The following is a 25,860-nucleotide window of genomic DNA, read 5'->3' as shown; positions in this document are numbered from 1 at the left end:
CGGATCACGGCCCTGTGACAACCCTGGGAGTCGTCCCATCTCCGGCCCGGCTCGCTCAATGAGCGAAAAAGCGGCATGGATTCAGGGGCTTGAAACTTGGCCTTGGTGGACTCACTTTTTTTGTTTCAGTCAGCTTCACAGGAGGAACTCGCCATGACGCTCCGTATCTACGGCGACTCGATCTCGGGCAATTGCCTCAAGGTGAAGTGGACCGCCGAGCGGCTGCATCTGCCGTTCGAATGGATCGAGACCAGCGTTCTGACGGCCGAGACGCGCACGCCGGAGTTCCTGGCCCTGAACCCGGCGGGACAGGTTCCGCTGGTCATCCTGGAGGACGGCCGGCCGCTGTCGCAGTCCAACGCCATCATGCTGCACCTGGCCGAGGGCTCGGCGCTGATCCCGACGGACGCCTATGACCGGGCCAAGATGTTCGAGTGGCTGTTCTGGGAGCAATATAGCCACGAGCCCTATGTCGCCGTGGTCCGCTTCCAGGTCGCCTATCTGGGCAAGGCCCGCGAAAGCCTGGAGACGCGGCTGATCGAGCGCGGCGACCAGGCCCTGGCGCGCCTGGAAACACAGCTGAAACAAACGCCCTTTCTGGTCGGCGAGCGGCTCACCCTGGCGGACATCGCCCTGGTGGCCTACACCCGCGTGGCGCACGAGGGCGGGTTCGACCTTTCGCTGTATCCGGCCGTGAAGGCCTGGGTGGAGCGGATCGAGACCGCGCTCGGCATTATCTGATCCTTCGGAGCTCTTCCTTGCGTCTGTCGTCCAGCCTGAACGTCCTCGTCCTCGCCGCGGCTCTCTCGGCGCCGGCCGCCTCGGCCTTCGCCTGGGGCTCGTCGGGCCACCGCGTCGTCGGCGTCGTCGGCGCCGCCAGCCTGTCGTCCGACCTGCCCGCCTTCCTGCGCACGCCCGAGGCCATCGCCGCGATCGGCGAGTACGCCCGCGAGCCGGACCGCTGGAAGGGTTCGGGCAAGATCCACGACACCGACCGCGACGCCGCCCACTTCCTTGACGTCGACGACCAGGGAAAGATGTTCGGCGGCCCGGCCTTCACGGTGGCGACCCTGCCGCCGACCCGCGCAGACTATGAAAAGGCGCTGCAGGCCGCCGGCGTCGACAGCTGGAAGGCCGGCTATCTGCCGTACGCGATCATCGACGGCTACCAGCAGCTGGTGAAGGATTTCACCTACTGGCGGATCCTGACCGCGGCGCTGAAGATCGAGAAGGATCCGACCCGGCTGGCCTATTACAAGGCCGATTTGAAGCGTCGTCAGGAGCTGCTGGTGCGCGACCTGGGTGTCTGGGCCCACTATGTCGGCGACGGCAGCCAGCCGCTGCACCTGTCGGTGCATTACAATGGCTGGGGCGACTATCCGAACCCCAACGGCTACACCAATTCGCGCTCGATCCATTTCCAGTTCGAGGGCCCGCTGGCCAAGGCGCTGGGCGACGAGACGTCGATCAAGGCGCTGGTGCCGGCCTACCAGGCCTGCGAATGCTCGATCGAGACACGCGTCGTCGGCTACCTGACCGAAACTTGGAAGCAGACCGAGCCGCTGTATCAGCTGGAGAAGGCCGGCGGCATGGTCGAGACCGACCCACGCGCCAAGACCTTCGTCCAGGCTCGCATCGCGGCTGGCGCCGCGGCGCTGCGCGATCTGGTCACCGACGCCTGGAGCGCCAGCGCCAAGGGCACGATCGGCTATCGTCCCGAGATCAGCGTGGCGGATGTCGAGTCCGGCAAGGCCGATCCGTGGCTCGACCTGTACGGCAAGGATTGAGGATGCTGGCTTTCGGCGCGCCGGTCGCGGGGCTCAACTATCTGGATCGTCCCGCCGCGTTCGGCGTCGCCGAGAACGCTCTGGGCCAGATCGCCCTGGCCCAGGTGACCAAGCCCGGCAAGGCGCCGTACTTCGACCTGCCCGGCGGGGCGGTGGACGGTGACGAGACCGAACAGGAAGCGGTGGTCCGCGAATTCGGCGAAGAGACCGGCCTCGTGGTCGAGGCCGGTCTTCTGATCGATACGGTGTCCCAGCTGTTCCTGAAGTCCGACGGCCAGCCCGTGCGGAACTTCGGCGGGATCTACACGGTCAAGGTGACCGGCGAGAAGCCCGCCCTGAAGGTGGAAGACGACCATACGCTGGTCTGGCTGGACCCGCGCGACGCGGTGGTCGCCCTCCGCCATGACGCCCATGCCTGGGCCGTCGCGGCGTGGATGCGTCGCGGTTAGTTCAAGGTCAGCTCGACGCCCGCGCGCTGGGCGATCTTCAGGTCCTCGACCTGGCGCTCGGTCAGGGCGTCCTTCAGGTCTTCGTTGAAGTCCATCAGGCAAGCCTTCACCGACAGGCCACGCAGGCCCTTGGCCTCGCAGGCGCGGTTGGCGGCGATGTTGACGCGGCGGGCGAACTCGCGGGCGTCGGTCGGTTCGGAGAGGCGCAGGTCGCCAACCTTGATGCGGGCGACCGGCTGAGCCGGTTCGGCGGCGTGGGCGGCGCTCAGGCCGATGATCGGCGTGGCGGCCAGCACCAGGGTGGCGATGGCGGCGATACGGTTGACGAGCTTGCTCATGGTCTGAAGGTCCCTCTCTGGTTGGTCGCCCGCGGCGATCCGTTGAGGGAGGGTGTAGTCTTCGCGCTCGCCGAACACCCGTTACGATGGCGTCATGACTTCGATTTAAGTCTATGAAACAGAAGTAATATTTCGAAAAATTTAGAATTGGACTGTCGCGTGCCAATCCTACGCCGCGACGAAGTCCCGCGTGGCCTTGTGGTCGCTTTGGCGGACGGGCAGGGTGAAGCTGACCGTGGTGCCTTCGCCGGGCAGGGAGTGCATCTCCAACACCCCGTCGTGCATGGTGATCAGAGACTTGGTCAGGGCCAGGCCCAGGCCCGTGCCTTGGGTGGTCTTGGAGAACTGGCTCTCGACCTGCTCGAACGGCCTGGCCAGGCGCTCAAGGTCTTCCTTGGCGATGCCGATGCCCGTGTCGGTGACCGAGACCTTGACGGTGTCGTTGAACGGATCGCGACGGACCTCGGCTCGCACCGTGACGCTGCCGGCCCGGGGCGTGAACTTGATGGCGTTCGACAGCAGGTTCAGCAGCACCTGCTTGACCGCGCGATAGTCGGCCTCGATCTCCGGCAGGGGCGGGAAGTCGATGCTGAGCTTCAGGCCGGCGGCCTCGGCGCGGTTGCGGATCAGGCGGACGGCGTCCTCGGCCACGTCCTCCAGATGCATCGGCTCGAACTTCAGGTTCATCTTGCCGGCTTCGATCTTCGACATGTCGAGGATGTCGTTGATCAGCGCCAGCAGATGCTGGCCAGACGAGTGGATGTCCTGGCTGTAGCCCTTGTAGCGCTTGTCCCCGAGCGCCCCGAACATCTCGTTCATCATGATCTCGGAGAAGCCGTTGATGGCGTTCAGCGGCGTCCGCAGCTCGTGGGACATGTTGGCCAGGAACTCGCTCTTGGCCTTGTTGGCGCTCTCGGCCTTGACCTTCTCGGTCTCGTACTTGCGGGCCAGCTCGGCCAGCTGCTCCTGGCTGCGCTCCAGGCCGGCGATAGCGTTCTGCAGCTGCTCCTCGTTGAGGCGGCGGGCTTCTTCCTGGGTCTTGATCGCGGTGATGTCGGCGGCGGTCATGACCAGACCGCCCTCGGCCGTGCGGCGCTCGCTGATCTGGATCCAGCGACCATCCATCAGCTCGGCCTCGCGCACGCCCTTGGCGCCGTCGGGCGCGGGGATCTCCTGCTTGATGGCCAGCGCCGCGAACCGGTTGACCTCGGCGCGGGCCGCGCCGGGCTTCAAGAGCTTGGGCTCCAGCGAGAAGACGCTGCGGTAGTTGCGATTGCACATCAGCAGCCGGCCCTGGCGATCCCAGAGCACGAAGGCCTCCGACACGCTTTCAATGGCGTCGCGCAGCCGGTTCTCGGCCGCCTGGGCGCGAGCCTGGGCGATGCGCTCCTCGGTGACGTCCAGAGCCACGCCGATGATGCGGACATAGCCGTCGGTCCCAGGCTTGCCGAAGCCCTGACCCCGCGCGTCGATCCACAACGAGCGGCCGCCCTGTTCGGCGGCGGGGACCCGGAACGAGACGTCGAAGGCGCCGTACATGGCCGCGTTGGCCAGGGCCTGGCGGACCCGTTCGCGGTGGTCGATCGAGATGCGTTCGAGCAGGTCCTGACCCGCGACGACGCCGCCGCCGCCCCAGCCGAACATGGCGCCGGTCACGTCCGACAGAAACACCTGGTCGCCGTTCAGGTCCCATTCCCAGATGCCGCAGCGGGCGGCCTCGACGGCGAGGCGGAAGCGCTGTTCGCTGTCGATGAATTCGCGATGGGCGACCTCGGCCTTGCGGCTCTGGATCAGCAGCAGCAGGGCCAGGGCGATGCCGACGGCCAGCGGGGCCAACAGGTTGAAAGCGCCTTCCATGACCTGGCGGTCCAGGTTGGCGACGGTGTGGGTTGGGGCCGCGGCCAGCACCAGCAGGGCGCCCTCGGCCGCTGGGCGCACGGCGATGTCCAGGGCCGCGCCGTCGATCGCCTGGCCGCGCAGAGCGACCGCGCCGTCACCGACATCCTCGGGCGAGAGGGCGAAGGCCTCGCGGAACGTGCCGGCGCCCTGGGCGCCCCGGCCGCGCGCGGCGATCAGCTTGCCGTCCGGCAAAGCCAGAGCCGCGCTGTCGCCCTTGGCGGGATCCTCGATCAGGCGCGTGGCGTCGCCGCTGGCGATCACGAAGGCGCGGGCTTGGTCCAGGGTGGCGGTGGTGGCGACATAGAGCCGCCCCGTGTCGCCGACAGAGCCGGTCCAGGTGGAGTGGCCCGAGGCGGCGGCGGCCTGGGCGGCGGCCTTCCAGTCGGCGCCCTCGTCGCGTCCGGACACCGAGACCACGCCGGCGGGGCCGATGACGGCGACGGCCGCGGCCTCGCCGCCGGCGGCGCGCAGGGCGGTCTCGGCGGCGTCCATGGTCGCGCCCGGATCGCGTTTGAGCAGGTCGGCGGCCGCCGACAGACCCGCGCGCTGAGCGGCGAGATTGACCTCGACTCGGCCGGCGATCAAACCGGCCTTGGCCGACAGCGGCGCGCCGCCCGGCTGGATCGAAGCGTCATTCTGCAGACGTTTGACGCCGAAGGCGGTGTAGACGGCCAGCAGCAGCAGCGCGGCCAGAATCGCGATGCGAACGAACGCCTGGGAGGGTCCTTGGACGGACTTGGCCCGCATGGCCGCGGGCGCGGTCGGTCCGGCGCGCGCCGTCCCCCCGTGTCTCGCCATGCCCCTATCCAAACCGCCCGGCTCCCGGATTCACGCGGCGAGTCACTTCGCCAAGATGGTGAATCTAACTTACCGGCCACGATGGCGTCACCGCCGAAGAGGCGGATTCCGCGCTTGTGGGCTTATTGGTCGCAATCCCCTCCCGGCGCGACTCGTGAAAACCTTGTCAGTCCAAGGCCTTGGTGGCCAGCTCCAGCACGTTTTTCGACAGGTCCGGATGGGCCGCGACGCGCGCGAGCTGCTCGCGCATCAGCTGGCCCAGTTCGGGTTTGTAGCGTCGCCAGTTGCCCAGCGGCTCGACCAGGCGCGCGGCGGTCATCGGGTTGAACGCGTCCACCGCCAGGATCCTGTCGGCCAGGAAGCGGTAGCCGGCCCCGCTGGGATCGTGGAAACGGGCCGGATTGAAGTTGGCGAAGGTCGAGATCAAGGCCCGCAGTCGATTGGGATTGGTCGGCTCGAAGTCGGCGTGGGTGGTCAGGGCCATCACGCGTTCCAGGACATCTTCGTTCGGGTCGCGCGCCTGAACGGCGAACCACTTATCCAGGACCAGCGGCTCCAGATGCCAGGCATAGTGGAAGTTGGCCAAGGCCTTGTCGCGGGCCACGCCGCCGATGGAGACCAGCGGATAGAGGCCGCCGATCATGTCGGTCATGTTGCGGGCGCCCTCGAAGTGGCCGACCAGACGCATCAGGTTGTCGGCGTGCGGATCGGCCGACAGGACCTCGGCGCAGGCGTTTCGTAGGGCGCGACGGCCCGCGGCTTGAGCGCTGGCCGAGAATTCGCCCTCGCTTTGCATCTCGCCATGCAGGCGGCGCAGCAGGTCGCCTAGATGGATGGCGATGCGGGCGCGCAGGTGGTCGCGAGCCGCGTGCAGGGCGGCCGGATCAGCGGGCTCGGACATCAGGGCCAGATCCGGCTCCGACGGCAGAGAGAGCAACAGGGTCTTGAAGGCGGGCTCGGCCGCGTCGTCGATCAAGGCCTGCCCGAGCGCCTCCGCGTAGCGTTCCTCGCCCACCTCGTCAGGTGTCCCGGCGGCCCGCGCCAGGATCAGGTCGCGGGCCAGGGTCTGGCCCGCCTCCCAGCGGTTGAATAGATCCGGATCCGAGCCGAACAGAACGTAGCGGTCCGAAGGACGCGCGTCGGTCGTCAGGTTCACGGGCGCGGAGAAGCCGCGCAGCGCCGACAGGACCGGGACGCTGGCGACGCCGTCCCAGCGGACCGTCAGCGTCTCCTGGTCCAGAAGCACGACCTCGGTGTCGCGCAGCACCTCGCCGTCCGTCGACAGCAGGCCGATGGCGACCGGGACCGGCAGCGGCTTCTTGGTCGGCTGGCCGGGCGTCGGGGCGGTCGACTGGGTCAGGGTCAGGGTCACCGCCTGGGCGCTCGCGTCATAGGCGGTCTCGATCGTCACCGCCGGCGTGCCAGCCTGCTCGTACCAGCCGAAGAAGTCGGAAAGATCGCGGCCCGAGGCCTCGGCGAAACAGGCGATGAAGGCCTCCACCGTGGTCGCCTGGCCGTCATGGCGCTGGAAGTAGAGGTCGCAGCCCTTCCGGAAGGCCGCGGCGCCCAGAATGGTCTTGAGCATGCGGATGATCTCCGCGCCCTTCTCATAGATCGTCGCCGTGTAGAAATTGTCGATCTTCAGATAGCTGGACGGCCGCACCGGGTGGGCGAGGGGGCCCGCGTCCTCGGCGAACTGCCGCGCGCGCAGGGCGCGGACATCCTTGATCCGCTGCACGGCGCCGCCGCGCATGTCGGCGCTGAAGCTCTGGTCGCGGAAGACCGTGAAGCCCTCCTTCAGGCACAGCTGGAACCAGTCGCGGCAGGTGATGCGGTTGCCGGTCCAGTTGTGGAAATACTCGTGCGCGACCACGGCCTCGATGCGCTCGTAGTCCAGGTCGGTGGCGGTTTGGGGGTCGGCCAGCAGCAGGGAGCTGTTGAAAATATTCAGCCCTTTGTTCTCCATGGCCCCGAAGTTGAAGTCACGAACGGCCACGATCATGAACAGGTCGAGGTCGTATTCGCGGCCGAACGTGTCCTCGTCCCACTTCATCGCCCGCTTGAGGCTGTCGAGGGCGTAGGCGGCGCGGGAGGCCTGGCCCGGATCGACGAAGACCCGCAGCGCCACCTCGCGGCCGCTCATGGTCACGAACTTGTCGGTCAGGACGTCCAGGTCGCCGGCCACCAGAGCGAACAGGTAGCTGGGCTTGGGGAAGGGATCGACCCACTCGGCGAAGTGCCGGTTGTCGGCCAGCGAGCCCTGGTCGACCAGATTGCCGTTGCTCAGCAGGTGGGGAAACTTCGCCCCCGCCTCGATCCGGACGCTATAGCGCGACAGCACGTCCGGACGGTCGGGGAAATAGGTGATGGTTCGGAAACCCTCGGCCTCGCACTGGGTGCAGAAGCGGCCGCCCGACATGTAGAGGCCCGTCAGCGCCTTGTTGGCCAGAGGATCGATCTCGACCTCGGTGGTCAGGACGAACTGGTCGGGAACTTCGTGGATCGTGAGGTGCTCGGCGTCGGCCGCGTACTGGTTGGCGCCCAGCGCCTGGCCGTCGACGGCGATCGAGACCAGCTTCAGCCGCTCGCCGTTCAGCACCAGAGGTTCGCTCTCGTCGCCGATCCGGCGCACCGCCAACTCGGTCTTCACCCGCGTCGCTGACGGATGCAGCTCGAAGACCAGCCGCGTGGTCTCGATGGCGAACGGGAACGGGCGATAGTCCGCCAGGCGGATGGGCTGAGGGGTGTCGGTGCGCATGGGTCCTACTTAGTCCCCCGGGGCGACCTCCGCGAGAGGACCTTGACGGCCAAGCCCGAATTAATGGCTGCTTCGCCCTCGAAACGGGCGTGGGGGAACACGGCGATGACGGACGATCGGACGGGGCTGGAAGTCGGCCGCAGGCGCTTCCTGCATCCAGGGCCGCTGCGCTGGCTGCGCGCCGTGGGCTGGATGATGCTGCTCTTCATCATCTTCACCCTGGTCTATGCCGGGGCCCAGACCGTGGGCAATCCGCTGTTCAAGGGCGGCGGCCATCTGCTGGAGGTGCTGGAGGTCGCGGCGATCTGCGGCGCGGGCCTGGCGCTCTACGGCGGCGTCGTCTGGCTGGCCGAGGGGCGCTGGCCCGAGGAGCTGGACCCGCGTAGGGCCCCCGTCGACCTGGCGATCGGCCTGCTCGTCGGCGCCGCGATGCTGAGCGCGGCGGTGGGCGGGCTTTACGCCCTGGGCGTCTACGACATCAGCGGCCCGCGCCCGGCCTCGGCCTGGGGCACGATCGCCATGGCCATCGAGTCCGGCGTGATGGAGGAGCTCCTGATGCGGGCCATCGTCCTGCGCCTGCTGATGCGCGCCTTCGGCGTCTGGCCGGCCCTGGTGGCGCAGGCGGCGTTGTTCGGCGCGCTGCACCTGGCCAATCCCAACGCCACGCCGGTCGCCGCCGCCGCGATCGCCGTCGAGGCCGGCCTGATGCTGGCCGGCTTCTACCTGCTGACCGGACGCCTCTGGGTGTCGATCGGCGTCCACGCCGCCTGGAACTTCACGCAAGGCTGGGTCTGGGGCGCCTCGGTCTCGGGCATCCCGGTGGTCGAGAGTTGGCTGGTCAGTAAGCCCAAGCCGGGCGCGCCCGAATTGCTGAGCGGCGGCGCCTTTGGGCCCGAGGCCTCGCTGCCGGCCATGGTGGTCGGCACGCTGGCGGCTTTGGTGACGCTCTGGTGGGCCTGGAAGAAGGGGAACTTCGAGGCCCGGCCAGACGTGCAGGCGCCGCCGCGACCTTGATGAGCGGCGAAGCGCTCAGCTGGCGTTGCTCTCGTCGATGATGGCGATCGCGTCGACCTCGATCAGATAGCCTGGAGACATGACCGCCACCCCGACGATCACGTTCGCGGGCTTATGATCCCCAAGGAGCGAGATCTGCGCGGCCTCGAGGATCGGAACGTGCTGGTCGCGGTCGTAGTCGACGACGTACACCGTAATCTTGCAGACCTGCTCGGGCCGTGCGCCCGCCGCCCTAAGCGCTCGGCCAAGATTGGCGAAGGTCAGGCGCGCCTGCGCCGCGAAATCGCCTTGTCCGACCAGCTTGCCGTCGATGTCCTCAGGCTGTTGGCCGGAGATGAACACCAGCTTGGACCCCGTCGCGACGACGACCTGGGTGTACATTTCCGGAGTCGGCAGATCCGCGGGATTGATGAGTTCGAGCGGCATGCGAGGGTCTCCTACTGAAATCGACGTCGGCGATCATCCCGTCGCGGTCGCATGCAGCGACGGAAACGCCAGAGTCGCGCCGGATGTGAGCGCGCGTCGGATCGCGAAGCTGCGCTCCAGCATAGGGCGACTCTCGCCGGCCGTTCCAGAAGACGTTACGCCTCGACCGTCCCGCCCGGACCCGCCGCCGGCGTTTCCTGCAGGTAGCGTTCGATCGCCACGATCTTCTGGGCCAGGGCCGTCAGCACAGGCGGCGCGTCCTCGGGGCTGTCGGCCACCAGGGTCAGGACCTCGCGGGCGATGGCGTGCAGGCGCGGGGCGCTGGCGATCAGGCGGGCCTGGTATTCCATCCGGTGCGGGTCGCGATCGTACTCCGCCCCCGGCGTGCGCCAGCCGCCCCAATCGTTAGGATCGGTGACCACGACCGGATAGGTGCCCGGATAGGGGTGGTGGGCGCAGTCGTTCTCTTGCTGCCACTTGTTGCGGGCCCGCAGCACGCGCCAGTTCGAATGGGCGCCGCCTTCCTCGGGATCGGCCTTGTCCTCGGCCTTCAGCTCGTGAGCCTGGAACTCGCGGCCCAGGCCCAGGTCATAGGTCACCCGCACCGGCTCGTCGAAGCCCTTGGCCCAGATGGGCACGATCTTCTCGACATTGGCCCAGCAGCCGACGCTCTCGACCCACACCCGCTGGTTCTTCTGGAAGACGGTCTTGGCCATGGCCCGATGGTAACGTCCGAAAGCATACGAAAGGCTGTCATAAGAACCTGAAATCCTTGACGCCGGGTCAATCTTTCCCTTCGCGTGAACGTCGTTCAGTGTGGTTCCCGAGACCAGCCGCAGAGCTTGGTCCAGGGAGGCTCCAGTGGATTTCGACTATTCGGACGACCAGAAGTTCCTGAAGGACGAGGCGCGCAAGTTCCTCGCCGCCCATTGCGACGTGGCCGTCGTGCGGGGCGTGCTCGACAATCCCGACCGCTCGTTCGACGACAGGCTGTGGAAGGGCGTGGCCGAGCAGGGCTGGCTGGGCGCCTCGATCCCCGAAGAGCACGGCGGGCTGGGCCTGGGGCGCGTCGAGCTGTGCGCCATCGCAGAGGAGCTGGGCCGCGCCGTCGCGCCGATCCCGTTCGCCTCCACCGTCTATTTCCTGGCCGAAGGGATCCAGGCCTTCGGCAGCGAAGGCCAGAAGGCGGCAATCCTGCCGCGCATCGCCGCCGGCGACCTGATTGGCTGCCTGGCGACCTCCGAAGGCCCCGGCGTCGTCGGACCCAATACGCTGACCTGCCGGGTCGAGGGCGGCAAGCTGTCTGGAACCAAGATCCCCGTCACCGACGGTGACGTCGCCGATACCGCTCTAGTGCTGGCCAGCGAGGGCGGTCGTCCGGGCCTATATCTGATCGACCTAAAGCAGGCCGCGGTGAAACGCGAGACGCTGAAGAGCCTCGACCCGACGCGGGGCGTCGCCAGGCTGAGCTTCGACGGCGCGGTCGCCGAGCGGGTGGGAGAGGCCGGCGCCGGCTTCGACCTCGTCCAGGCGATCATGGATCGGGCCGCCGTGCTGCTGGCCTTCGAACAGCTTGGCGGCGCCGATCGCTGCCTGGAGATGGCCAAGGAGTACGCCCTAGGCCGCTACGCCTTCGGCCGCGTCATCGCCGGCTATCAGGCGATCAAGCACAAACTGGCCGATATGTACGTCAAGAACGAGGTCGCCCGCTCCAACGCCTATTACGGCGCCTGGGCCCTGAACGACGACGCGCCAGAGCTGCCGATCGCGGCCGCCGCGGCCCGGATCGCGGCGTCGGAAGCCTTCTGGTTCGCCAGCAAGGAAAGCATCCAGGTCCACGGCGGCATGGGCTTCACCTGGGACGTCGATTGCCACCTCTATTATCGCCGCTCGCGGCAGCTCAGCCTGGTGGCCGGCGCGCCCAAGGTCTGGAAGGAGCGGCTGGTCGGGGAACTGGAAAAGAGGAACGCGGCCTAGCAACGGCTGTCATCCCGGCCAAGCGCGAAGCGCGCCGAGCCGGGACCGCCGCGAGCGCCGGCGTTTCCGGCGGTCCCGGATCGACCTTTCAGGTCGTCCGGGATGACAAGATTGGAGATCGACATGGATTTCAACGACTCCCCCGAGGAAGCCACCTATCGCGAGAAGGCCCGGGCCTGGCTCGCCGAGAACGCCGCGGCTCACCGCGCCAAGTTCGGCGACCTCAAGCCGAACACGCCCGAGCACATGGCCGCCGCCAAGGATTGGCAGGCCACCAAGGCCGGCGCCGGCTACGCCTGCATCACCTGGCCCGCGGCTATCGGCGGAGGCGGCGGCACGCCGATCCAGTCGGTGATCTTCGGCCAGGAGGAGGCCAAGGCCGGCCTCGGCTACGGCTATTTCACGATCGGCCTGGGCATGTGCGTGCCCACGGTCATGGCCTTCGCCGACAGCGACACCAAGAAGCGCTTCGTCTCGCCCGCCGTGAAGGGCGAGGAGATCTGGTGCCAGCTGTTCTCGGAACCGGCCGGCGGCTCTGACGTCGCCGCGCTGAGGACCCGCGCCGTTCGCGACGGCGACGAGTGGGTGATCAACGGCCAGAAGGTCTGGACCACCGGCGCCCACTATTGCGACTACGGCATCCTGCTGACGCGGACGGACCCGGACGTGCCCAAGCACAAGGGCCTGACCATGTTCTGGATCGACATGAGGGACGCCGCCGTCGAGTGCCGGCCGATCCACCAGATGTCGGGCGGGCGCGAGTTCAACGAGGTCTATTTCACCGACCTGCGGGTCAAGGACAGCCAGCGCCTGGGCGAGGTCGGCGAGGGCTGGAAGGTGGCCCTGGTCACCCTGATGAACGAGCGCTTGGCCGTCGGCGGCTCGGCCGGTCCGAACTATCGCGAGATCATGAAGTTGGCGCGTCAGCTGTCGGGCGTCACCGGTCCAGCGCTAAAGGACCAGGCATTCCGCGAGAAACTGGCGGACTGGTACGTCCAGTCGGAGGGTCTGAAGTTCACCCGCTTCCGCACCATGACCGCCCTGTCGCGCGGCCAGACGCCGGGGCCGGAGAGCTCGATCGGCAAGATCATCTCGGCCAACCAGCTGCAAGACCTGGCCAACACCGCCGTCGAGATGGAGGACCAGTACGGCATCCTCGTGGATCCCGACCAGGCCCCGGCCGAAGCGGCGTTCCAGCAGAGCCTGATGTGGGCCCCGGGCCTGCGCATCGCCGGCGGCACCGACGAGATCCTCAAGAACATCATCGCCGAACGGGTCCTGGGCCTGCCGGGCGACGTGCGCGTCGACAAGGACGTGCCGTTCAAGGACATGCCGACGGGTCGGTGACGGGGGCGCTGATCAGGCCGGCGCTGACTTCGTCGCATCCTCATGCAACTTCGCGCTGTATCAGGCGGGGCGTCGGCTAGCTTAGTCGTCGGCTACTCGACGTTTCCCGAAATGCTCCGTGGACGATGAAACGCCATGAAAACCGGGAAATTCGCCTGACGAGCGAACCCTGCCTGTGGTGACGAAGTCTTCATCGCCAGATGGGTTGAGCTGAGCTTGACAGTACCCGCCGCGGGGCACATGAGAGATCATTGTTTTATAGTTAACGGCGGCGGCTGAAGGGGGATTCATGCGCGAGGCCGGCGACGCATTTGCGCGCCTTCGGATACTCCGCGAAGCGGCCGGGCGAGCTTTCGCCGGTCGCGCCGCGCTGCTGCGTCGCGCCCCGGTGGGGGCGCTCGTGGCGGCCGTGGTGATTCCCCTCGTCGGTTGCGACACGGGCCCCAGCTTCTGGTTCCACAAACGGGCGAGCGCTTGTCCGCGTCCGCAGGCGGCCCAGGGCGTCTCGGGGCAGTTCAACCAGCAGCAACAAGAGATTCGCGCCCTGCGTCAGGGCGGCTTCCGCGGCGATTTCTTCGCCCAGCTGGAGTTGGCGCGCCGCTACGAAGGACAGCGCGCCGTCGACAAGAATCTGGAAGACCCGGTCGAGGCGGCCGTCTGGTACGCCATGGCTTTGTCCAATTCCGGCGGCTATGCGCCGATCTCGGCCTATGAGCGCCGGGGCAAGGAATCGCGGGCTCTGTCGCGCTTCGACGACTGCCGCGCGTTCGAGCGGCGCAGCGCCTATGGCGCCCTGGACCGCCTGCTGTCGCGCATGTCGACCGAGGAGCGCGAGAAGGTCCGCAACCGCGTGATCTACGTGCTGTCGGCGCAGGGCGCGGACGGCTTCCGCACCCTGGCGCGGATCCACGACGGCTATTTCGGTCCCTATGGCGAGCCGTCGGACAACCTCCAGGCGATCGAAGCCTACGGCAAGCCCAGCCAGCCCGGCGCGCCGGCGGCCCTGGACCTGTTCCGCCGCAACGACGTCGACGCCTATCTCTACAACTATCTGGCGGTGCAGACCGGCGACGTGTCGGCCTATGTCATGCTGAAGGACTTCGAGCGCTCTTCGCCGCAGCGGGCCTCCTACGGTTCGTTCGTCGAGACCAAGGCCAAGCGCTGGATCCCGCCGTACGAGTTCTATCCGCCGGAATCGCCCGACTCGGGCGTGCCCCACTCCGACGAATCCGACCTGTCGGGCGAGCAGCGTGAGGCGGCCCTGGCGCGGATCAGCGAGCTGCCTTTCGTCCATGTCGGCGAGGCGCTGGCCTATCTGCGGGTCATCCCCTCGGCGCTGCTCGACGAGCGGACGCTGAGCGTCAACGACGCCCAGACCCTGCAGGCGATGATCGGCCGCCCGGCCACCGGACGCCTGGCGCCGATCGAGAAGGTGCGAGCGATCCAGTACGCGGCGGTCAATGGCTCGTCCAAGGCCCAGCTGGTGCTGGCGGTGATGTACTCCGAGGGCGTCGGCGTGCCGCGCGACTACGCCCGGGCCTATCACTGGTACGAAGAGGCCGAACGCCAAGGATCCGCCGAGGCCAAGTACGCCATGTCGACCTTCTTCTCCCTGGGCCTGCAGGGAGTGGCCGACCAGGATCGCGCCAAGGCGGTGGTCTACCAGCTCGACGGGGCCCTGGCGGGCTTCAAGCCGTCGGTCTGGCGCCTGCAGCAGCTGCTGGCCCAGGTCTCGCGTCCGCCCCGGCCCATGGCCGAGCGTGGCCGTCCGTATAGCGAAAGGGACTTCTGATGTTGCGCCTTAGCCGCCTGATGGCGCTTTGGGCCGCCTTGATCCTGGGCGTGGCGGCCGCCGCGCCCGAGGTCGCCTTCGCCTCGCCCGACGCCAAGATCGACCAGCAGATCCGGCCCTGCTTCGGCCTGCTGATCCAGCCGAACCTCTCGCACGGCTGCAAGGTCCGCTACGCCAAGCCCAGGCCGTGCGCCCGCGGCTACTATCGCTCGCGAAGCGGTCGCTGCGTCGTGGGCGGCGGCGGTTATGGTCCCGGCGGCGGCCGCTACGTTCCCCGCGAGATCAACTGCGACTACGCCTATCCGGGCCAGGTCTCCGACACGCTGGCGCGCCTCTATGACGGCGACACCATCACCCTGACCTCGACCAATGGCGGGGCCTGCGTCGAGTCGCTGAACATCACCCAGTCGGTGACGATCGTGGTCCGCGGCTATCAGTCGGGTCCGGGCCGTCCGATCCTGGTGGCCCCGGCCGACCAGCCCTGCATCAAGATCGCGCCGGGCGTGGAGTACGTGGTGCTGGAAGGCCTGGGCATCGAGTCCCGTCGCGGTGGTTCGGCCTCGTGCATCGTCGGCCGCGCCACCGAGATCGCCCTGAAGGACGTCACCGTCCGCTATGACGGCGACGCCTCGGCCTTCGACATCGGCGACAGCCGCATCGAGCTGTCCAACGCGGTCTTCATCGGCCGCACCCGCTCGGCGGTGGTCAAGGCGACCGGCACGATCATGGCGTCGGACGTCGAGATCGCCGCCACGGCGATCGGCGGCGCGTTCGAGACTTCGGGCGACAGCCGCCTTCGCGACATCCGCATCGTCCGGCTGGGCGACTGGACCGGCTCGTCGCGGACCCGCAACTCGGCCGGCTTCGTGATCAGCGGCATGAATCGCCAGCAGCTGGTGACCATCGACGGCCTGTACGTCGACGGCTTCTCGCGCGGCGTCTACATCGGCGGCGGTGACGAGACGACGCTGCTGCGGCCGGTGGTGCGCGACAGCGACTGGGCCGTCTCGGTCGAGAACGCCAACCTCCGCATCAACGACGCCGAGCTGGAGGCGGTCGATGTCGGTCTCTATGTCGCCTCGGGCGTGGCCTATGCCAGCAATAACAAGATCGTCGGCGTCATGCGCTCGGGCATCTACGCCGACGCCGGTGGCCAGATCCGCGCGGTCGACAACCGCATCTACGCCCGCAAGGACGGCTGCAAGGCCCTGGTCAGCGGCTTCTTCGACGGCGAGCTGACCTGTCGCCCGTGGTTCGAGGCGCCGGAGCTGTACCGGACGCCACGCGACCGGGCTCGCCTGGATTACGACACCTATTGGCCCGCCGCTCCGATGGGCCCGACGCCGATGGCCGCCAATGTTCCGGCCGACCTGTCGGACGCCGCCGCCACCGGCCTGGCCGGAGGTCCGCCTCAACAACGGGGAGCTCCCAAATGAGCAAGCTGGCCCACGGCTCAATGGCCATTTTCGGCGCCGCCCTCGTCGCCGTCTCGACGCTCGCCACGACCCAGGTCGGGGCGCAGGACCGCTCGGGCGGTTTTGGCGGCCCGGGCGGCCCCAAGCGTAGCGGCGGCGTCTGCGGCGCGCCGCTGAACGGCCAGGCGCCGGACATCATGACCTATGACAGCACGACCGGCACTCAAGTGTTCGTGGGCGGGGGACGGGGCGGCGGCACGGACGTGTCGGCCTACAACGCCCAGACCGGCTCGGCCGCGGCCCTGACCGGCGACCTCAGCCGGCCGGGCCTGGTGGCGTCCTGCGCCGTCGACGGCATCACCCGCGAGTCGTACGGCGTGACCTCGGACCGTCCGGGCCAGATCAGCTTTTCCGGCCGCGACGACCGGGGCGAGCGCTATCAGTTCACCCGCAGCGACGGCCGCACCGAGATCTGGGATCCGCGTCTCGACAACCGCTGCTTCCGCTCGGGTGTCGGCCTGTTCGGCCCGGGCGCGGCCGACCGCCGATGCTGAGGACGACCCTGGCTCTAGGGTTCGTCGCCCTGGCCCTGGCGGCTTGCGGCAGTCCTCGGCCCTATCCGCCGTACCACGGCGGCCCGGCCCCTGTGGCCCCGCGCCCGAACACGGTGACGCCGCCCCCGCCGCCGATCGACGTGATCCGGCCGAAGATTCCGTAGCATCCTTCTTCCGCTCTCCCCGGCGAAAGCCGGGGCCCAGATCGAATCCACGGACATCTGACGTTCTGGACCAAGCCGCTGGCGCGTCAGCCCCAAACGCTCAGGATGAATCTGGACCCCGGCTTTCGCCGGGGAGAGCGGGTGCGGAGAACGGCCGAGACGGGGAAGGTGGCCGGGGCGTCTACGGCGCGATCGTCTTCAGGAAGGTCGGCGGCTTGCGGTGGTGGGTCGCCTGCTCATAGGCGTAGCCCAGGTTCAGCAGCCGCTGCTCGCTCCAGGCGGGGCCGATGAAGGACAGGCCGACCGGCAGGCCGGTGACGTCGCCCATCGGCACGGTCAGGTGCGGATAGCCGGCGACGGCGGGCAGAGTGGTCGAAGAGCCGCCGTAGTTGTCGCCGTTCAGCGGATCGATGGTCCAGGCCGGACCGGTCGTCGGGGCGACGATGGCGACCGCGCCGGTGTCCTTCAGGATCTTGTCGATACCCTCGGGCCCCGCCATCCGCTTGGAGTCGGCCAGGGCCTTCAGATAGTCGGGGTCGGTCAGGCCCTTGGTCTTCTCCGCCTTTTCGAAGCTCTCCTGGCCGAACCACTCGAACTCCTTGGGCGTGGCCTTGTTGAAGGCGATCAGGTCGGCCAGCGTGCGGCTCTTCACCTGCTTCGGATCGGTCGAGGCCAGATAGGCGGCCATGTCCGCCTTCAGCTCGGTGTAGAGCACCACGCCCTCGGCCTTGCCGATCGGGCCCTCGTCGAACTCCTTGACGTCGACCAGGATCGCGCCCTGGACCCGCAGGTCCTTCAGCGCCTGTTCGAACACCGCGTCGGTCTTGGGCGAATAGCCGGTGTAGAATCGCGCCACGGCCAGCTTCACGCCTTTCAGCGCGTCCTTCGACAGGCCGGCGGCGTAGTCGGTCTTGTGCGTGTCGGCGTCCTTGGTCGCGACGTCGGCGGGGTCGGAGCCGGCGATGACGGTTAGCACCTTGGCCGCGTCCTCGACCGTCGTGGTCATCGGGCCGGCGGTGTCCTGGCTGTGGCTGATCGGCACGATGTGGGTGCGCGAGACCAAGCCCACGGTCGGCTTGAGCCCGACCAGGCCGTTGATCGCCGCCGGGCAGGTGATCGAGCCGTCGGTCTCGGTGCCGATGGCCAGGGGCGCCAGGCCCGCCGCCACCGCCGCGCCCGAGCCGCTGGACGAGCCGCAGGCGCTGCGATCTAGGACGTACGGATTGCGCACCGTGCCGCCGATCGCGCTCCAGCCGCTGATCGACTTGGACGAGCGGATATTGGCCCATTCCGACAGGTTGGCCTTGCCCAGGACGACCAGGCCCGCATCGGTCAGGCGCTTGACCAGCGGGGCGTCGCGATTGGTGACATTGTCCTTCAGCGCCAGCGAGCCGGCGGTGGTCGCCGTGTCGTCGGCGCTCTCGATGTTGTCCTTCAGCAGGATCGGGACGCCGTGCAGGGCTGAGCGGAGCTTGCCGGCCTTGCGCTCGGCGTCCAGGGCGCGGGCGTCGGCCAGGGCGTGGGGATTGGTCACGATCACCGCGTGTAGGACGGCGTTTTTGTCCTTGATGACCGCCAGATAGCGCTTGGTCGTGTCTTCGGAGGTCTGGGCGCTGGCGGTCCCGGCGAGCAGGCCGATGGCGGCCGCGCCGGCCAAGATTGCGGACTTGATCATGAGGCGTTCCCCGAACGCGGCCGCGACTCTCGAGCGCGACCGGACGGCCGGGAGCATGGGGGCAAAAACTGGCGTTCGCCAAGGGCCGGGCGGGGCGTTTCGTGCCTGTGTTTGTTTTCCGCTCTTCCCGGCGAAAGCCGGGATCCAGATCCCAGGCGCTTGGGCTGATTGGACCAGCTCGGCGCCTCTGGAACCTACCTCAGCGCTCTTCCATTTGGGCCCCGGCTTTCGCCGGGGAGAGCGGATCAGAAAAGAGTCAAACGAAGATCGCCACGTTCTGGCGCGCCAGGATCAGCGGGCGGCCATGGGCGTCCCACAAGTGCATCTCCTGGGTCGAATAGCCGTCGCCGATGGTCTCGGCCCGACTGCGCAGCAAGCGCCAGCCATCATCGTTGTCGTCGGGAAGGCCGACCACGTCCAGCGACCAGGTCATGGTCGAGATCGGTCCGAAGCGGGTGAACAGGGCCATGGCGGGCGGCGGCGGGGCGTCGGCCAGGGCGATCAGGGCCGACAGCGACGTGGCGGCCGGATCGCGGTGGCGGATCCACAGCAGATATTCCGGTGGTCCGCCCGAGCCTGGCCGGGCGCCGCCGGCGACGCGGAAATCGAACTGACGGATGAAGCTGGGGGCTTGGCTGGTGTCGCCCTTGTGAAACGGCTCGCACTGGTCGGGCGGGGCGACGGCGGGGCAGGGGACGTCGACATGCGCGGGGACATGCGACTCGCGCGCCGCGCCGAAGGTCAGGGTCCCGTGGGTGGCCACGCCTTGCTCGCCGACCAGGTCGACGGCGGCGAACAGGGTCGACTTGCCTTGGCGCAGCGCCCTCACGCCGATCGACAGTTCGCCCGCCGCCGGACCGACGAACGCGAATTGGGCCGAGCGCAGCGGCGGCGCGTCCGGAAAGGCGCGCTGGGCCGCCTCGACGCACAGGGCGGCGCTGAGCCCGCCATAGGTGGTGCGGCCCTGTTTCCAATCGTCGGTGACGGCGGCCGAGAAACCGGTGTCGGTAGCGACGATGGCGGCGAGCAAATCGGTGTAACGGGTCATGCGCCGAAGTTCGTTTTCTTTCGCTACGGAAGTCAAGCCGTCGTGCGTTTCGACGGTCTAGGCGTCTAACAGCTTAGCTGCGACATCATGCGCGCGCACCGTCGCGACCAGGACGAACGTCTCCAACCGACTGATCGGCAACGGCTTCGAGTGGAGTCCCCAGTTCGAGGACCACCTATGGTGGGACCTTTTGCCGCTCGCTGAACGGGGTTTTGGTAACTCTCGCCTTAAGGGTTGAGGCCGCTGTCTGCGCGCACGCAAAGCGCACAACAGGCCATCCATGACCGTTCCGCCCCTCGCTTCCCATGTCGGTCTCGCCGTCGTCTCTAAGACGTGGCGACGGCTGGCGCGCGCCTGCGCGGCGCTGGTCCTGGTCATCGCGACCGTGGTCGCGGGCCCCGCCTTCGCGGTGACCAAGACGGTCAACGGCATCTCGCTCGATATCAACATGCCGCAAGCTCAGCGCGGCGTGCAGTATTCGTTCCAGCTCGCGCCGAGCGGGCGGACCTCGCCCTATACGTTCGAGATCCTGTCCGGGGCGCTGCCGGCCGCCTTCAGCATGTCCAGTTCCGGGCTCGTCACGGGCGTAAACTGCGTCAGCACCAACGGGACCTATAACGTCGCCGTGCGGGTCACCAGCGCCGACAGCAATTTCGCCGACTTCCAGAGCAACCAGTCGGTGTCGATCAACATGACCGCGGGGCCGGCCAACAGCTGCGCGTTGAGCGGCGGGGCGATCAGCTCGGGCGGCTCCACGCCGCAGGTCGGACAATACTATTCGGCCACGATCAGCGCCTCGGGCGGTTCGTCGCCCTACACCTACACGGTTGTGACGGGCGCTCTGCCGACGGGCCTCAGCCTGAGCTCATCGGGCACGATCAGCGGCACGCCCAGCGCGGCGGGCAGCTTCGACTTCCAGATCCAGTCGGCGGATTCGGCCGGCAACACCGGCTATACACAATACACCATGACGGTGGCTGCGGCGTCGTCGGTGGTGGTTAGCCCCAGCAGCCTGCCGACCCCGGTGCTCAACGCCGCCTACAGCCAGACGATCTCCGGCAGTGGCGGGGCCTCGCCCTATGCGTTCGCCGTTAGTTCGGGTTCGCTGCCCACGGGCCTGTCATTGAACGCTTCGACCGGGGTCATCAGCGGAACGCCGACCGCGGCGGGCGCTTACAGCTTCACGATCCGCGCCACCGACTCCGGCAGCCAGAGCAACACGCGAGCCTATAGCGGCACGATCGCGGCGGCGCTGGCTGTCACGCCAACGACCCTGACGACGCCGGTGCTGAACCAGGCCTACAGCCAGACGGTGTCTTCGTCGGGCGGTACGGCGCCGGTGACGTTCGCGATCTCGGCGGGCAGCCTGCCGACCGGTCTGTCGCTGAACGCCTCGACCGGCGCGATCACCGGCACGCCGACCGCGGCCGGGGCGTATGCATTCACCATCCAGGCGACGGACAACAATAGCACGACCGCCACCCGCGCCTACAGCGGCGCGATCGCGGCGGCCTTGGCCATCACCACCTCGACCCTGCCGACGCCGGTGCTGACCCAGATCTACAGCCAAACGGTGGCGACGTCGGGCGGCACGGCCCCCATGGCGTTCGCGATCTCGGCGGGCAGCTTGCCGACCGGTCTGTCGCTGAACGCCTCGACCGGCGCGATCACCGGCACGCCGACCGCGGCCGGAGCGTATGCTTTCACCGTCCAGGCGACGGACAACAACGGCGCGACCGCGACCCAGGCCTACAGCGGCGCGATCGCCGCGGCGTTGGCCATTACGACGGCGACCTTGCCGACGCCGGTGCTAAGTATCGCTTACGGCGAGACGGTGGCGACCTCGGGCGGCGCGGCGCCGGTGACCTTCGCGGTCTCGGCGGGCAGTCTGCCGACCGGCCTGGCGCTGAACGCCTCGACCGGCGCGATCACCGGCACGCCGGCGGCGGCGGGCGCTTACAGCTTCACGATCCAGGCCACCGACAACAACGGCGTCACCGCCACCCAGGCCTATAGCGGTTCGATCACCAGCGGCTTCGCCATCACCACGGGGACCCTGCCGACGCCGGTGCTAAGTATCGCCTACGGTCAGACGGTGGCGACCTCGGGCGGTGCGGCGCCGGTGATCTTCGCGGTCTCGTCCGGCAGCCTGCCGAGTGGTCTATCGTTGGACGCCTCGACCGGTGCGATCAGCGGCGCGCCGACGGTGGCTGGGCCCTACGCTTTCACCATCCAGGCCACGGACAACAACGGCGTCATCGCGACTCAGGCCTACAGCGGTACGATCGCCAGCGGCCTCGCCATCACCACGGGGGCCCTGCCAACGCCCATCCTGGGCGCCGCCTACAGCCAGACTATCTCGACGTCGGGCGGCGCGGCGCCGATGACCTTCGCGATCTCGGCGGGAAGCTTGCCGACCGGCCTGTCGCTGAACACCTCGACCGGCGCGATCACCGGTACGCCGACGACGGCTGGAACCTACAGCTTCACCGTCCAGGCCAGCGACAATAACAGTGTCACCGCCACCCAGGCTTATGGCGGCACGATCGCGGCGGGACTGTCGATCACGACCTCGACCCTGCCGACGCCGATCCTGAGCAACGCCTACAGCCAGACGGTGGCGACCTCGGGTGGCGCTGCCCCGGTGACGTTCGCGATCTCGGCGGGCAGCTTGCCGACCGGTCTGTCGCTGAACGCCTCGACCGGCGCGATCACCGGCACGCCGACCGCGGCCGGAGCGTATGCTTTCACCATCCAGGCCACGGACAACAACGGCACGACCGCCACCCGCGCCTACAGCGGCGCGATCGCGGCGGCCTTGGCGATCACGACCTCGATCTTGCCGACGCCGGTGCTGACCCAGATCTACAGCCAAACGGTGGCGACGTCGGGCGGCGCGGCCCCCATGGCGTTCGCGATTTCGGCCGGCGCTCTGCCGACCGGTCTGTCGCTGAACGCCTCGACGGGCGCGATCACGGGCACGCCGACGACGGCGGGGTCCTATACCTTCACGATCCAAGCGACGGACAACAACGGCGCGACCGCCACCCACGCCTATAGCGGCGCGATCGCGGCGGCCTTGGTGATCACCACCTCGACCCTGCCGACGCCGGTGCTCGGCGCCGCCTACGGCGAGACGATCTCGAGCTCGGGCGGCGTGGCGCCGGTGACCTTCGCGGTCTCGGCGGGCGGCTTGCCGGCCGGCCTGTCGCTGAACGCCTCGACGGGCGCGATCACGGGCGCGCCGACGACGGCCGGGGCATATGCCTTCACGATCAGCGCGACGGACAACAACGGCGTCACCGCCACTCAGGCTTATAGCGGCGCGATCGCCGTGCAACTGACGGTCGCCGCGAGCCTTGGCCCGGCGGTTGTCGGCCAGACCTACGCCGGCAACGTCGGCGCGAGCGGCGGCAAGGCGCCGTACGGCTTCTCGGCCGCCGGCCTGCCGTCGGGGCTGACGCTGAACGCCTCGACGGGCGCGGTCACCGGCGCGCCGGCCATGGCCGGCTCTTATAGCGTCACCGTGCATGTGTCGGACGCCGATGGCGCGTCCGCGACGCAGACTCTGACCCTGGTGGTTGGCGTGGCCGTGGTCGTCGACGATCAGTCGGTTAATGTGGCCTACAACACGGCCGCGACGATCACCCTGGCGACCCTGAACGCGGGCGATGCGCTGGAGCTGCGGTCCGGTCCCGCCAACGGCAAGCTTTCCCAGGCTGGACCGATCGTCGAGTACACGCCCAATTCCGGTTACATCGGCGCGGATGGCTTTGGCTTCGCGATAAGCGGAGCTTGGGGGCAATCGCGCGTCGCCACGGTCAAGTTGAACATCCTGCCGCCCCCGCCGCCGACGGCCGAGCCGCCCCCCACCACGACCCTGGATACCACGGGACCTGCGGGCGGGAGCGGCGGCACGGGCGCCGCCGGCGACGCCGCCGTGGTCGTGGACAAGGTCAACTTCAACTTGGCCGCGCTGGTCAAGGGCATCGTCACCGACGTCCAGATCGCGACGCCCCCGCAGCACGGGAAGGTCGACCTGGTCCGCAGCGCCGCGGCCGTGGCCACGCGCCAGACGGCCGCGCGCCTCCGTGTCGACGCCCCCGCCGCGGCGCCGGCCACGCCGGAGATCGTCGCGGTCTACACGGCCGACAAGGGCTATGTCGGTCGCGACAGCTTCACCTTCGTCGCCATTGGCCCCGGCGGCGTCTCGGCGCCCGCCACGGTCAATATCCAGGTGATCAAGTCGATCCCAACGGCGCCCATCCTGAAGGTCAAGACCATGGGCGGGCGCAAGGTCACGGTCGACCTGACCGCAGCGGCCGTCGACGGCCCGTTCCTGGCCGCCGCCCTGGTCACGACTCCGGCCGCCTCGGTCGGGACGGCCCGCCTGATCGAGGGCGGGACCGCGACCGCCCACACCTATGCTCTGGAATTCACCTCGAAGGGTGCGTTCACCGGCGACGTCACCTTCACCTATACGCTGACCAACAGCTCGGGCGTGTCGGACCCGCTGACCGTGATCCTGACAATCGAGGCGCGCTCGGATCCGACCTCCGACGCCACGGTGCGGGCGGTCAGCGACGCCCAGACCGAGGCGGCCCGCCGCTTCGCCGGGGCCCAACTCGACAATTTCGGGCGCCGTCTGGAAAGCCTACACGGCGGCCGGTCGGGCGACAGCTTCGGCCTGAACCTAGTGTCGGGGACGGGACAGGCCGACGACTGTCGCCTGCGCGCCCGCACCCCGGAAGCGGAACGCGACTGCCAAGAACAGGCTCGAACCGCCGCCACCAAACCCATCGCGGGGCCCAGCCAGCGTCCGATCGGCAAGGTCGAGATGTGGACGGGCGGGGCGATCACCCTCGGCCGTCGCGACGCCGACACCCGTTTGGCCAAGCTGACGGTTCAGACCTCGGGGATCAGCGGCGGAGCCGACGTCCGTCTGTCACCCGCGTTCACCCTTGGCCTGGGCGGCGGCTATGCCTCGGACGTCACGAAGCTCTCGGGCGGCAAGGGGCGCGTCGACGCCGACGGCTGGACGGCGGCGACCTACGCCAGTCTTCACCCCACCTCGGGCGTCTTCGTCGACGTGGTGGCGGGCGTGGGCGAGTTGGCCTTCGATACGCGCCGCGTGGTCGCGGTGAGCGGAGAGCTGGTCACCGGCCAACGCGACGCGAACCTGCGGTTCGGCTCGCTGACGGCTGGCTATGACGGCGCGGCGCGTCATGCGACCTGGTCGCTGTATCTGCGGGCAAAGGCGCTCAACGCCTCGCTGGACGCCTATGCCGAGCGCGGCTCGGACGTCTACGCCCTGGCCTACGACAGGCGTCGGCTGGACTCGCTGGTCGGTGCGATCGGCGGCCGTGTCCAGTTCGACCGCGAGGTCGGCGCGGTGCGGGTCACGCCTCGGGTGCGGGTCGAGTTCTCCCACGAATTCGCCTCGGTCGATCCCCAGCATATTCGCTACGCCGATTGGTTGGACGGCGCGTCCTACCAGCTTGTCGGCGACGCCTGGGCCGCTGATCGCGTGGCTCTGGGCGTCGGCAGCGGCTTCGGCTTCGAGCACGGCTGGTCTCTCGACCTGGATCTCGGCGCGGAGTTGGCCAAGACCCATTCGTCGGCGACGGCTCGCGTGGGGGCGGCTAAGCGATTCTAGGCCGTCGTGGAGAGAAGGATCGCCCCACCCGCCTCCCGATGGGTGTGCGCGGCCGCGATGCTTCTCTCGGCGGTCTGGAGAGTTTCTACCGTCGAGGCCCCTCGCACGGAGCAGCAGCATGAAGGTTCAGAAGTTCGCGATCGCCGACGCCACGCTGGAGCGTTCGCCAGGGCAGGACGCCGACATCGCCGTCGGCAACCTGGTCGACGAGCGGCACGGCGGACCCGTCACCATCGGCTATGGCCGCTATGGGCCCGATCAGAGCCTGGCCGAGACGATAGCGGTCGACGATGTCATGATTGTTCTGGAAGGGCGGCTGACGGTTTCGAGCGATGCAGGGACGGTCACGGCCGGCCCGGGCGAGATCGTCTACATGCCAAAGGGTCAGGCGGTGACCATCCGCTCACACGCGGAGGGCGCGGTGACGGCCTATGTGACCTATCCGCATTGGCGGCCGGCGCACGCTTAGCACGTCAGAAGATCAGTGCAGCGTTCCGCTGGCGGCGGTGATCCAGGCGCCGAAGGTGCGGGCTTCCTGTTCGTCGCGCTGTTCTTCCAGCGCCATCTCTTCCAGCAGGATGGCGGCTAGCAGCCATTCCTCGAGTTCGGTCTCGGTGGCGCGCCCCTCTTCGAGGGCCTCCTTGACGGTCTCGATCAGCCATTCGACGGCGGCTTCGGTGGTCTTGGTCATGGCGGTTGTTCCTGAACCAGCGCCATGACTATAGGCCCCGCGCGCGCCGTCGGCTCTGCGACATAAGGCCGG

Annotated in this window: 20 protein-coding genes; 12 read left to right on the top strand and 8 right to left on the bottom strand. The window is 68.5% G+C overall.

Annotated features, from left to right (window positions below; genetic code table 11):
* Positions 1 to 153 precede the first annotated feature (153 nt).
* From ABIC66_RS06775 to ABIC66_RS06765, 3 genes are read left to right on the top strand one after another with little or no spacing between them, the layout of a single operon-like run.
* Positions 154 to 741 (top strand): glutathione S-transferase family protein, encoded by a 588-nt coding sequence (locus ABIC66_RS06775; RefSeq protein WP_354068801.1) that lies wholly within the window; start codon positions 154 to 156, stop codon positions 739 to 741.
* Between the two features lie 17 nt (positions 742 to 758).
* Positions 759 to 1,787 carry a phospholipase C/P1 nuclease family protein gene (locus ABIC66_RS06770; RefSeq protein WP_354068799.1) on the top strand — a complete coding sequence of 343 codons (1,029 nt, stop codon included), beginning with the start codon at positions 759 to 761 and terminating at the stop codon, positions 1,785 to 1,787.
* A 2-nt stretch (positions 1,788 to 1,789) separates the two neighbouring features.
* The gene (locus tag ABIC66_RS06765; RefSeq protein ID WP_354068797.1) at positions 1,790 to 2,236 is read left to right on the top strand and encodes an NUDIX domain-containing protein; all 447 of its coding nucleotides are present in this window, start codon (positions 1,790 to 1,792) and stop codon (positions 2,234 to 2,236) included.
* Here the strand turns inward: ABIC66_RS06765 and ABIC66_RS06760 are convergent.
* The 3 genes from ABIC66_RS06760 to pepN all read right to left on the bottom strand — a co-directional run bounded on the left by ABIC66_RS06760 (position 2,233) and on the right by pepN (position 8,029).
* The gene (locus ABIC66_RS06760; protein ID WP_354068796.1) at positions 2,233 to 2,574 is read right to left on the bottom strand and encodes a UrcA family protein; all 342 of its coding nucleotides are present in this window, start codon (positions 2,572 to 2,574) and stop codon (positions 2,233 to 2,235) included. The genes ABIC66_RS06765 and ABIC66_RS06760 overlap by 4 nt on opposite strands.
* 168 nt (positions 2,575 to 2,742) lie before the next feature.
* The gene (gene pleC / locus ABIC66_RS06755; protein ID WP_354068794.1) at positions 2,743 to 5,271 is read right to left on the bottom strand and encodes a cell cycle histidine kinase PleC; all 2,529 of its coding nucleotides are present in this window, start codon (positions 5,269 to 5,271) and stop codon (positions 2,743 to 2,745) included.
* A 166-nt stretch (positions 5,272 to 5,437) separates the two neighbouring features.
* Positions 5,438 to 8,029 carry an aminopeptidase N gene (gene pepN, locus ABIC66_RS06750; RefSeq protein ID WP_354068792.1) on the bottom strand — a complete coding sequence of 864 codons (2,592 nt, stop codon included), beginning with the start codon at positions 8,027 to 8,029 and terminating at the stop codon, positions 5,438 to 5,440.
* A 105-nt stretch (positions 8,030 to 8,134) separates the two neighbouring features.
* Between pepN and ABIC66_RS06745 the strand changes: the two genes are divergently transcribed.
* Positions 8,135 to 9,043 carry a CPBP family intramembrane glutamic endopeptidase gene (locus ABIC66_RS06745; RefSeq protein WP_354068791.1) on the top strand — a complete coding sequence of 303 codons (909 nt, stop codon included), beginning with the start codon at positions 8,135 to 8,137 and terminating at the stop codon, positions 9,041 to 9,043.
* Positions 9,044 to 9,058: 15 nt separating this feature from the next.
* Here the strand turns inward: ABIC66_RS06745 and ABIC66_RS06740 are convergent, their stop codons facing one another.
* Together ABIC66_RS06740 and ABIC66_RS06735 are read right to left on the bottom strand one after the other, a co-directional pair.
* Complete coding sequence (locus ABIC66_RS06740) at positions 9,059 to 9,469, bottom strand: RidA family protein (protein ID WP_354068790.1); 411 nt, start codon at positions 9,467 to 9,469, stop codon at positions 9,059 to 9,061.
* 155 nt (positions 9,470 to 9,624) lie between these two features.
* Positions 9,625 to 10,185, bottom strand: coding sequence for a hypothetical protein (locus ABIC66_RS06735; RefSeq protein WP_354068789.1), 561 nt, complete (start codon positions 10,183 to 10,185; stop codon positions 9,625 to 9,627).
* Positions 10,186 to 10,330: 145 nt separating this feature from the next.
* Here ABIC66_RS06735 and ABIC66_RS06730 point away from each other — a divergent pair, with 145 nt between their 5' ends.
* The 6 genes from ABIC66_RS06730 to ABIC66_RS06705 all read left to right on the top strand — a co-directional run bounded on the left by ABIC66_RS06730 (position 10,331) and on the right by ABIC66_RS06705 (position 16,718).
* Positions 10,331 to 11,446, top strand: a complete 1,116-nt coding sequence (locus ABIC66_RS06730) for an acyl-CoA dehydrogenase family protein (RefSeq protein ID WP_354068788.1) — start codon at positions 10,331 to 10,333, stop codon at positions 11,444 to 11,446.
* Positions 11,447 to 11,569: 123 nt separating this feature from the next.
* The gene (locus ABIC66_RS06725) at positions 11,570 to 12,793 is read left to right on the top strand and encodes an acyl-CoA dehydrogenase family protein (protein WP_354068786.1); all 1,224 of its coding nucleotides are present in this window, start codon (positions 11,570 to 11,572) and stop codon (positions 12,791 to 12,793) included.
* Positions 12,794 to 13,082: 289 nt separating this feature from the next.
* On the top strand, positions 13,083 to 14,585 hold the full coding sequence (locus ABIC66_RS06720; RefSeq protein WP_354068785.1) for a tetratricopeptide repeat protein: 1,503 nt from the start codon (positions 13,083 to 13,085) through the stop codon (positions 14,583 to 14,585).
* Complete coding sequence (locus ABIC66_RS06715) at positions 14,585 to 16,021, top strand: right-handed parallel beta-helix repeat-containing protein (protein WP_354068783.1); 1,437 nt, start codon at positions 14,585 to 14,587, stop codon at positions 16,019 to 16,021. Before ABIC66_RS06720 ends, ABIC66_RS06715 begins: the two co-directional genes overlap by 1 nt.
* Positions 16,018 to 16,554: a hypothetical protein gene (locus ABIC66_RS06710; protein WP_354068782.1), complete on the top strand. Its 537-nt coding sequence runs from the start codon at positions 16,018 to 16,020 to the stop codon at positions 16,552 to 16,554. Before ABIC66_RS06715 ends, ABIC66_RS06710 begins: the two co-directional genes overlap by 4 nt.
* The gene (locus tag ABIC66_RS06705; RefSeq protein WP_354068780.1) at positions 16,548 to 16,718 is read left to right on the top strand and encodes a hypothetical protein; all 171 of its coding nucleotides are present in this window, start codon (positions 16,548 to 16,550) and stop codon (positions 16,716 to 16,718) included. The genes ABIC66_RS06710 and ABIC66_RS06705 overlap by 7 nt, the downstream gene beginning before the upstream one ends.
* Before the next feature lie 181 nt (positions 16,719 to 16,899).
* On the opposite strand, the gene ABIC66_RS06700 is transcribed toward ABIC66_RS06705, so the two are convergent.
* The gene (locus ABIC66_RS06700; protein WP_354068778.1) at positions 16,900 to 18,450 is read right to left on the bottom strand and encodes an amidase; all 1,551 of its coding nucleotides are present in this window, start codon (positions 18,448 to 18,450) and stop codon (positions 16,900 to 16,902) included.
* A gap of 199 nt (positions 18,451 to 18,649) precedes the next feature.
* Complete coding sequence (locus ABIC66_RS06695) at positions 18,650 to 19,441, bottom strand: thioesterase family protein (protein WP_354068776.1); 792 nt, start codon at positions 19,439 to 19,441, stop codon at positions 18,650 to 18,652.
* 280 nt (positions 19,442 to 19,721) lie between these two features.
* On the opposite strand from ABIC66_RS06695, the gene ABIC66_RS06690 reads away from it, so the two are divergent.
* Positions 19,722 to 25,097: a putative Ig domain-containing protein gene (locus ABIC66_RS06690; protein ID WP_354068774.1), complete on the top strand. Its 5,376-nt coding sequence runs from the start codon at positions 19,722 to 19,724 to the stop codon at positions 25,095 to 25,097.
* 118 nt (positions 25,098 to 25,215) lie between these two features.
* Positions 25,216 to 25,566 (top strand): EutQ-related cupin domain-containing protein, encoded by a 351-nt coding sequence (locus ABIC66_RS06685; RefSeq protein WP_354068772.1) that lies wholly within the window; start codon positions 25,216 to 25,218, stop codon positions 25,564 to 25,566.
* A 12-nt stretch (positions 25,567 to 25,578) separates the two neighbouring features.
* Here ABIC66_RS06685 and ABIC66_RS06680 read toward each other — a convergent pair whose 3' ends face one another.
* Entirely contained in the window at positions 25,579 to 25,788 is a 210-nt protein-coding gene (locus ABIC66_RS06680; RefSeq protein ID WP_354068770.1) for a hypothetical protein, read from the bottom strand.
* Positions 25,789 to 25,860 lie beyond the last annotated feature (72 nt).

Origin of the sequence: Caulobacter sp. 1776, assembly GCF_040545685.1 — a bacterium.
Lineage (GTDB): Bacteria > Pseudomonadota > Alphaproteobacteria > Caulobacterales > Caulobacteraceae > Caulobacter.
This window is presented reverse-complemented; position numbering and strand designations above follow the sequence as displayed.

What these genes read in the sequence shown, in the direction of transcription:
- ABIC66_RS06775 (WP_354068801.1), top strand. Translation starts at nt 154, where the DNA reads ATGACGCTCCGTATCTACGGCGACTCGATCTCGGGCAATTGCCTCAAG.
- ABIC66_RS06765 (WP_354068797.1), top strand. Translation starts at nt 1,790, where the DNA reads ATGCTGGCTTTCGGCGCGCCGGTCGCGGGGCTCAACTATCTGGATCGT.
- ABIC66_RS06760 (WP_354068796.1), bottom strand. Translation starts at nt 2,574, where the DNA reads ATGAGCAAGCTCGTCAACCGTATCGCCGCCATCGCCACCCTGGTGCTG.
- pleC (WP_354068794.1), bottom strand. Translation starts at nt 5,271, where the DNA reads ATGGCGAGACACGGGGGGACGGCGCGCGCCGGACCGACCGCGCCCGCG.
- pepN (WP_354068792.1), bottom strand. Translation starts at nt 8,029, where the DNA reads ATGCGCACCGACACCCCTCAGCCCATCCGCCTGGCGGACTATCGCCCG.
- ABIC66_RS06745 (WP_354068791.1), top strand. Translation starts at nt 8,135, where the DNA reads ATGACGGACGATCGGACGGGGCTGGAAGTCGGCCGCAGGCGCTTCCTG.
- ABIC66_RS06740 (WP_354068790.1), bottom strand. Translation starts at nt 9,469, where the DNA reads ATGCCGCTCGAACTCATCAATCCCGCGGATCTGCCGACTCCGGAAATG.
- ABIC66_RS06735 (WP_354068789.1), bottom strand. Translation starts at nt 10,185, where the DNA reads ATGGCCAAGACCGTCTTCCAGAAGAACCAGCGGGTGTGGGTCGAGAGC.
- ABIC66_RS06725 (WP_354068786.1), top strand. Translation starts at nt 11,570, where the DNA reads ATGGATTTCAACGACTCCCCCGAGGAAGCCACCTATCGCGAGAAGGCC.
- ABIC66_RS06720 (WP_354068785.1), top strand. Translation starts at nt 13,083, where the DNA reads ATGCGCGAGGCCGGCGACGCATTTGCGCGCCTTCGGATACTCCGCGAA.
- ABIC66_RS06715 (WP_354068783.1), top strand. Translation starts at nt 14,585, where the DNA reads ATGTTGCGCCTTAGCCGCCTGATGGCGCTTTGGGCCGCCTTGATCCTG.
- ABIC66_RS06710 (WP_354068782.1), top strand. Translation starts at nt 16,018, where the DNA reads ATGAGCAAGCTGGCCCACGGCTCAATGGCCATTTTCGGCGCCGCCCTC.
- ABIC66_RS06705 (WP_354068780.1), top strand. Translation starts at nt 16,548, where the DNA reads ATGCTGAGGACGACCCTGGCTCTAGGGTTCGTCGCCCTGGCCCTGGCG.
- ABIC66_RS06700 (WP_354068778.1), bottom strand. Translation starts at nt 18,450, where the DNA reads ATGCTCCCGGCCGTCCGGTCGCGCTCGAGAGTCGCGGCCGCGTTCGGG.
- ABIC66_RS06695 (WP_354068776.1), bottom strand. Translation starts at nt 19,441, where the DNA reads ATGACCCGTTACACCGATTTGCTCGCCGCCATCGTCGCTACCGACACC.
- ABIC66_RS06690 (WP_354068774.1), top strand. Translation starts at nt 19,722, where the DNA reads ATGACCGTTCCGCCCCTCGCTTCCCATGTCGGTCTCGCCGTCGTCTCT.
- ABIC66_RS06685 (WP_354068772.1), top strand. Translation starts at nt 25,216, where the DNA reads ATGAAGGTTCAGAAGTTCGCGATCGCCGACGCCACGCTGGAGCGTTCG.
- ABIC66_RS06680 (WP_354068770.1), bottom strand. Translation starts at nt 25,788, where the DNA reads ATGACCAAGACCACCGAAGCCGCCGTCGAATGGCTGATCGAGACCGTC.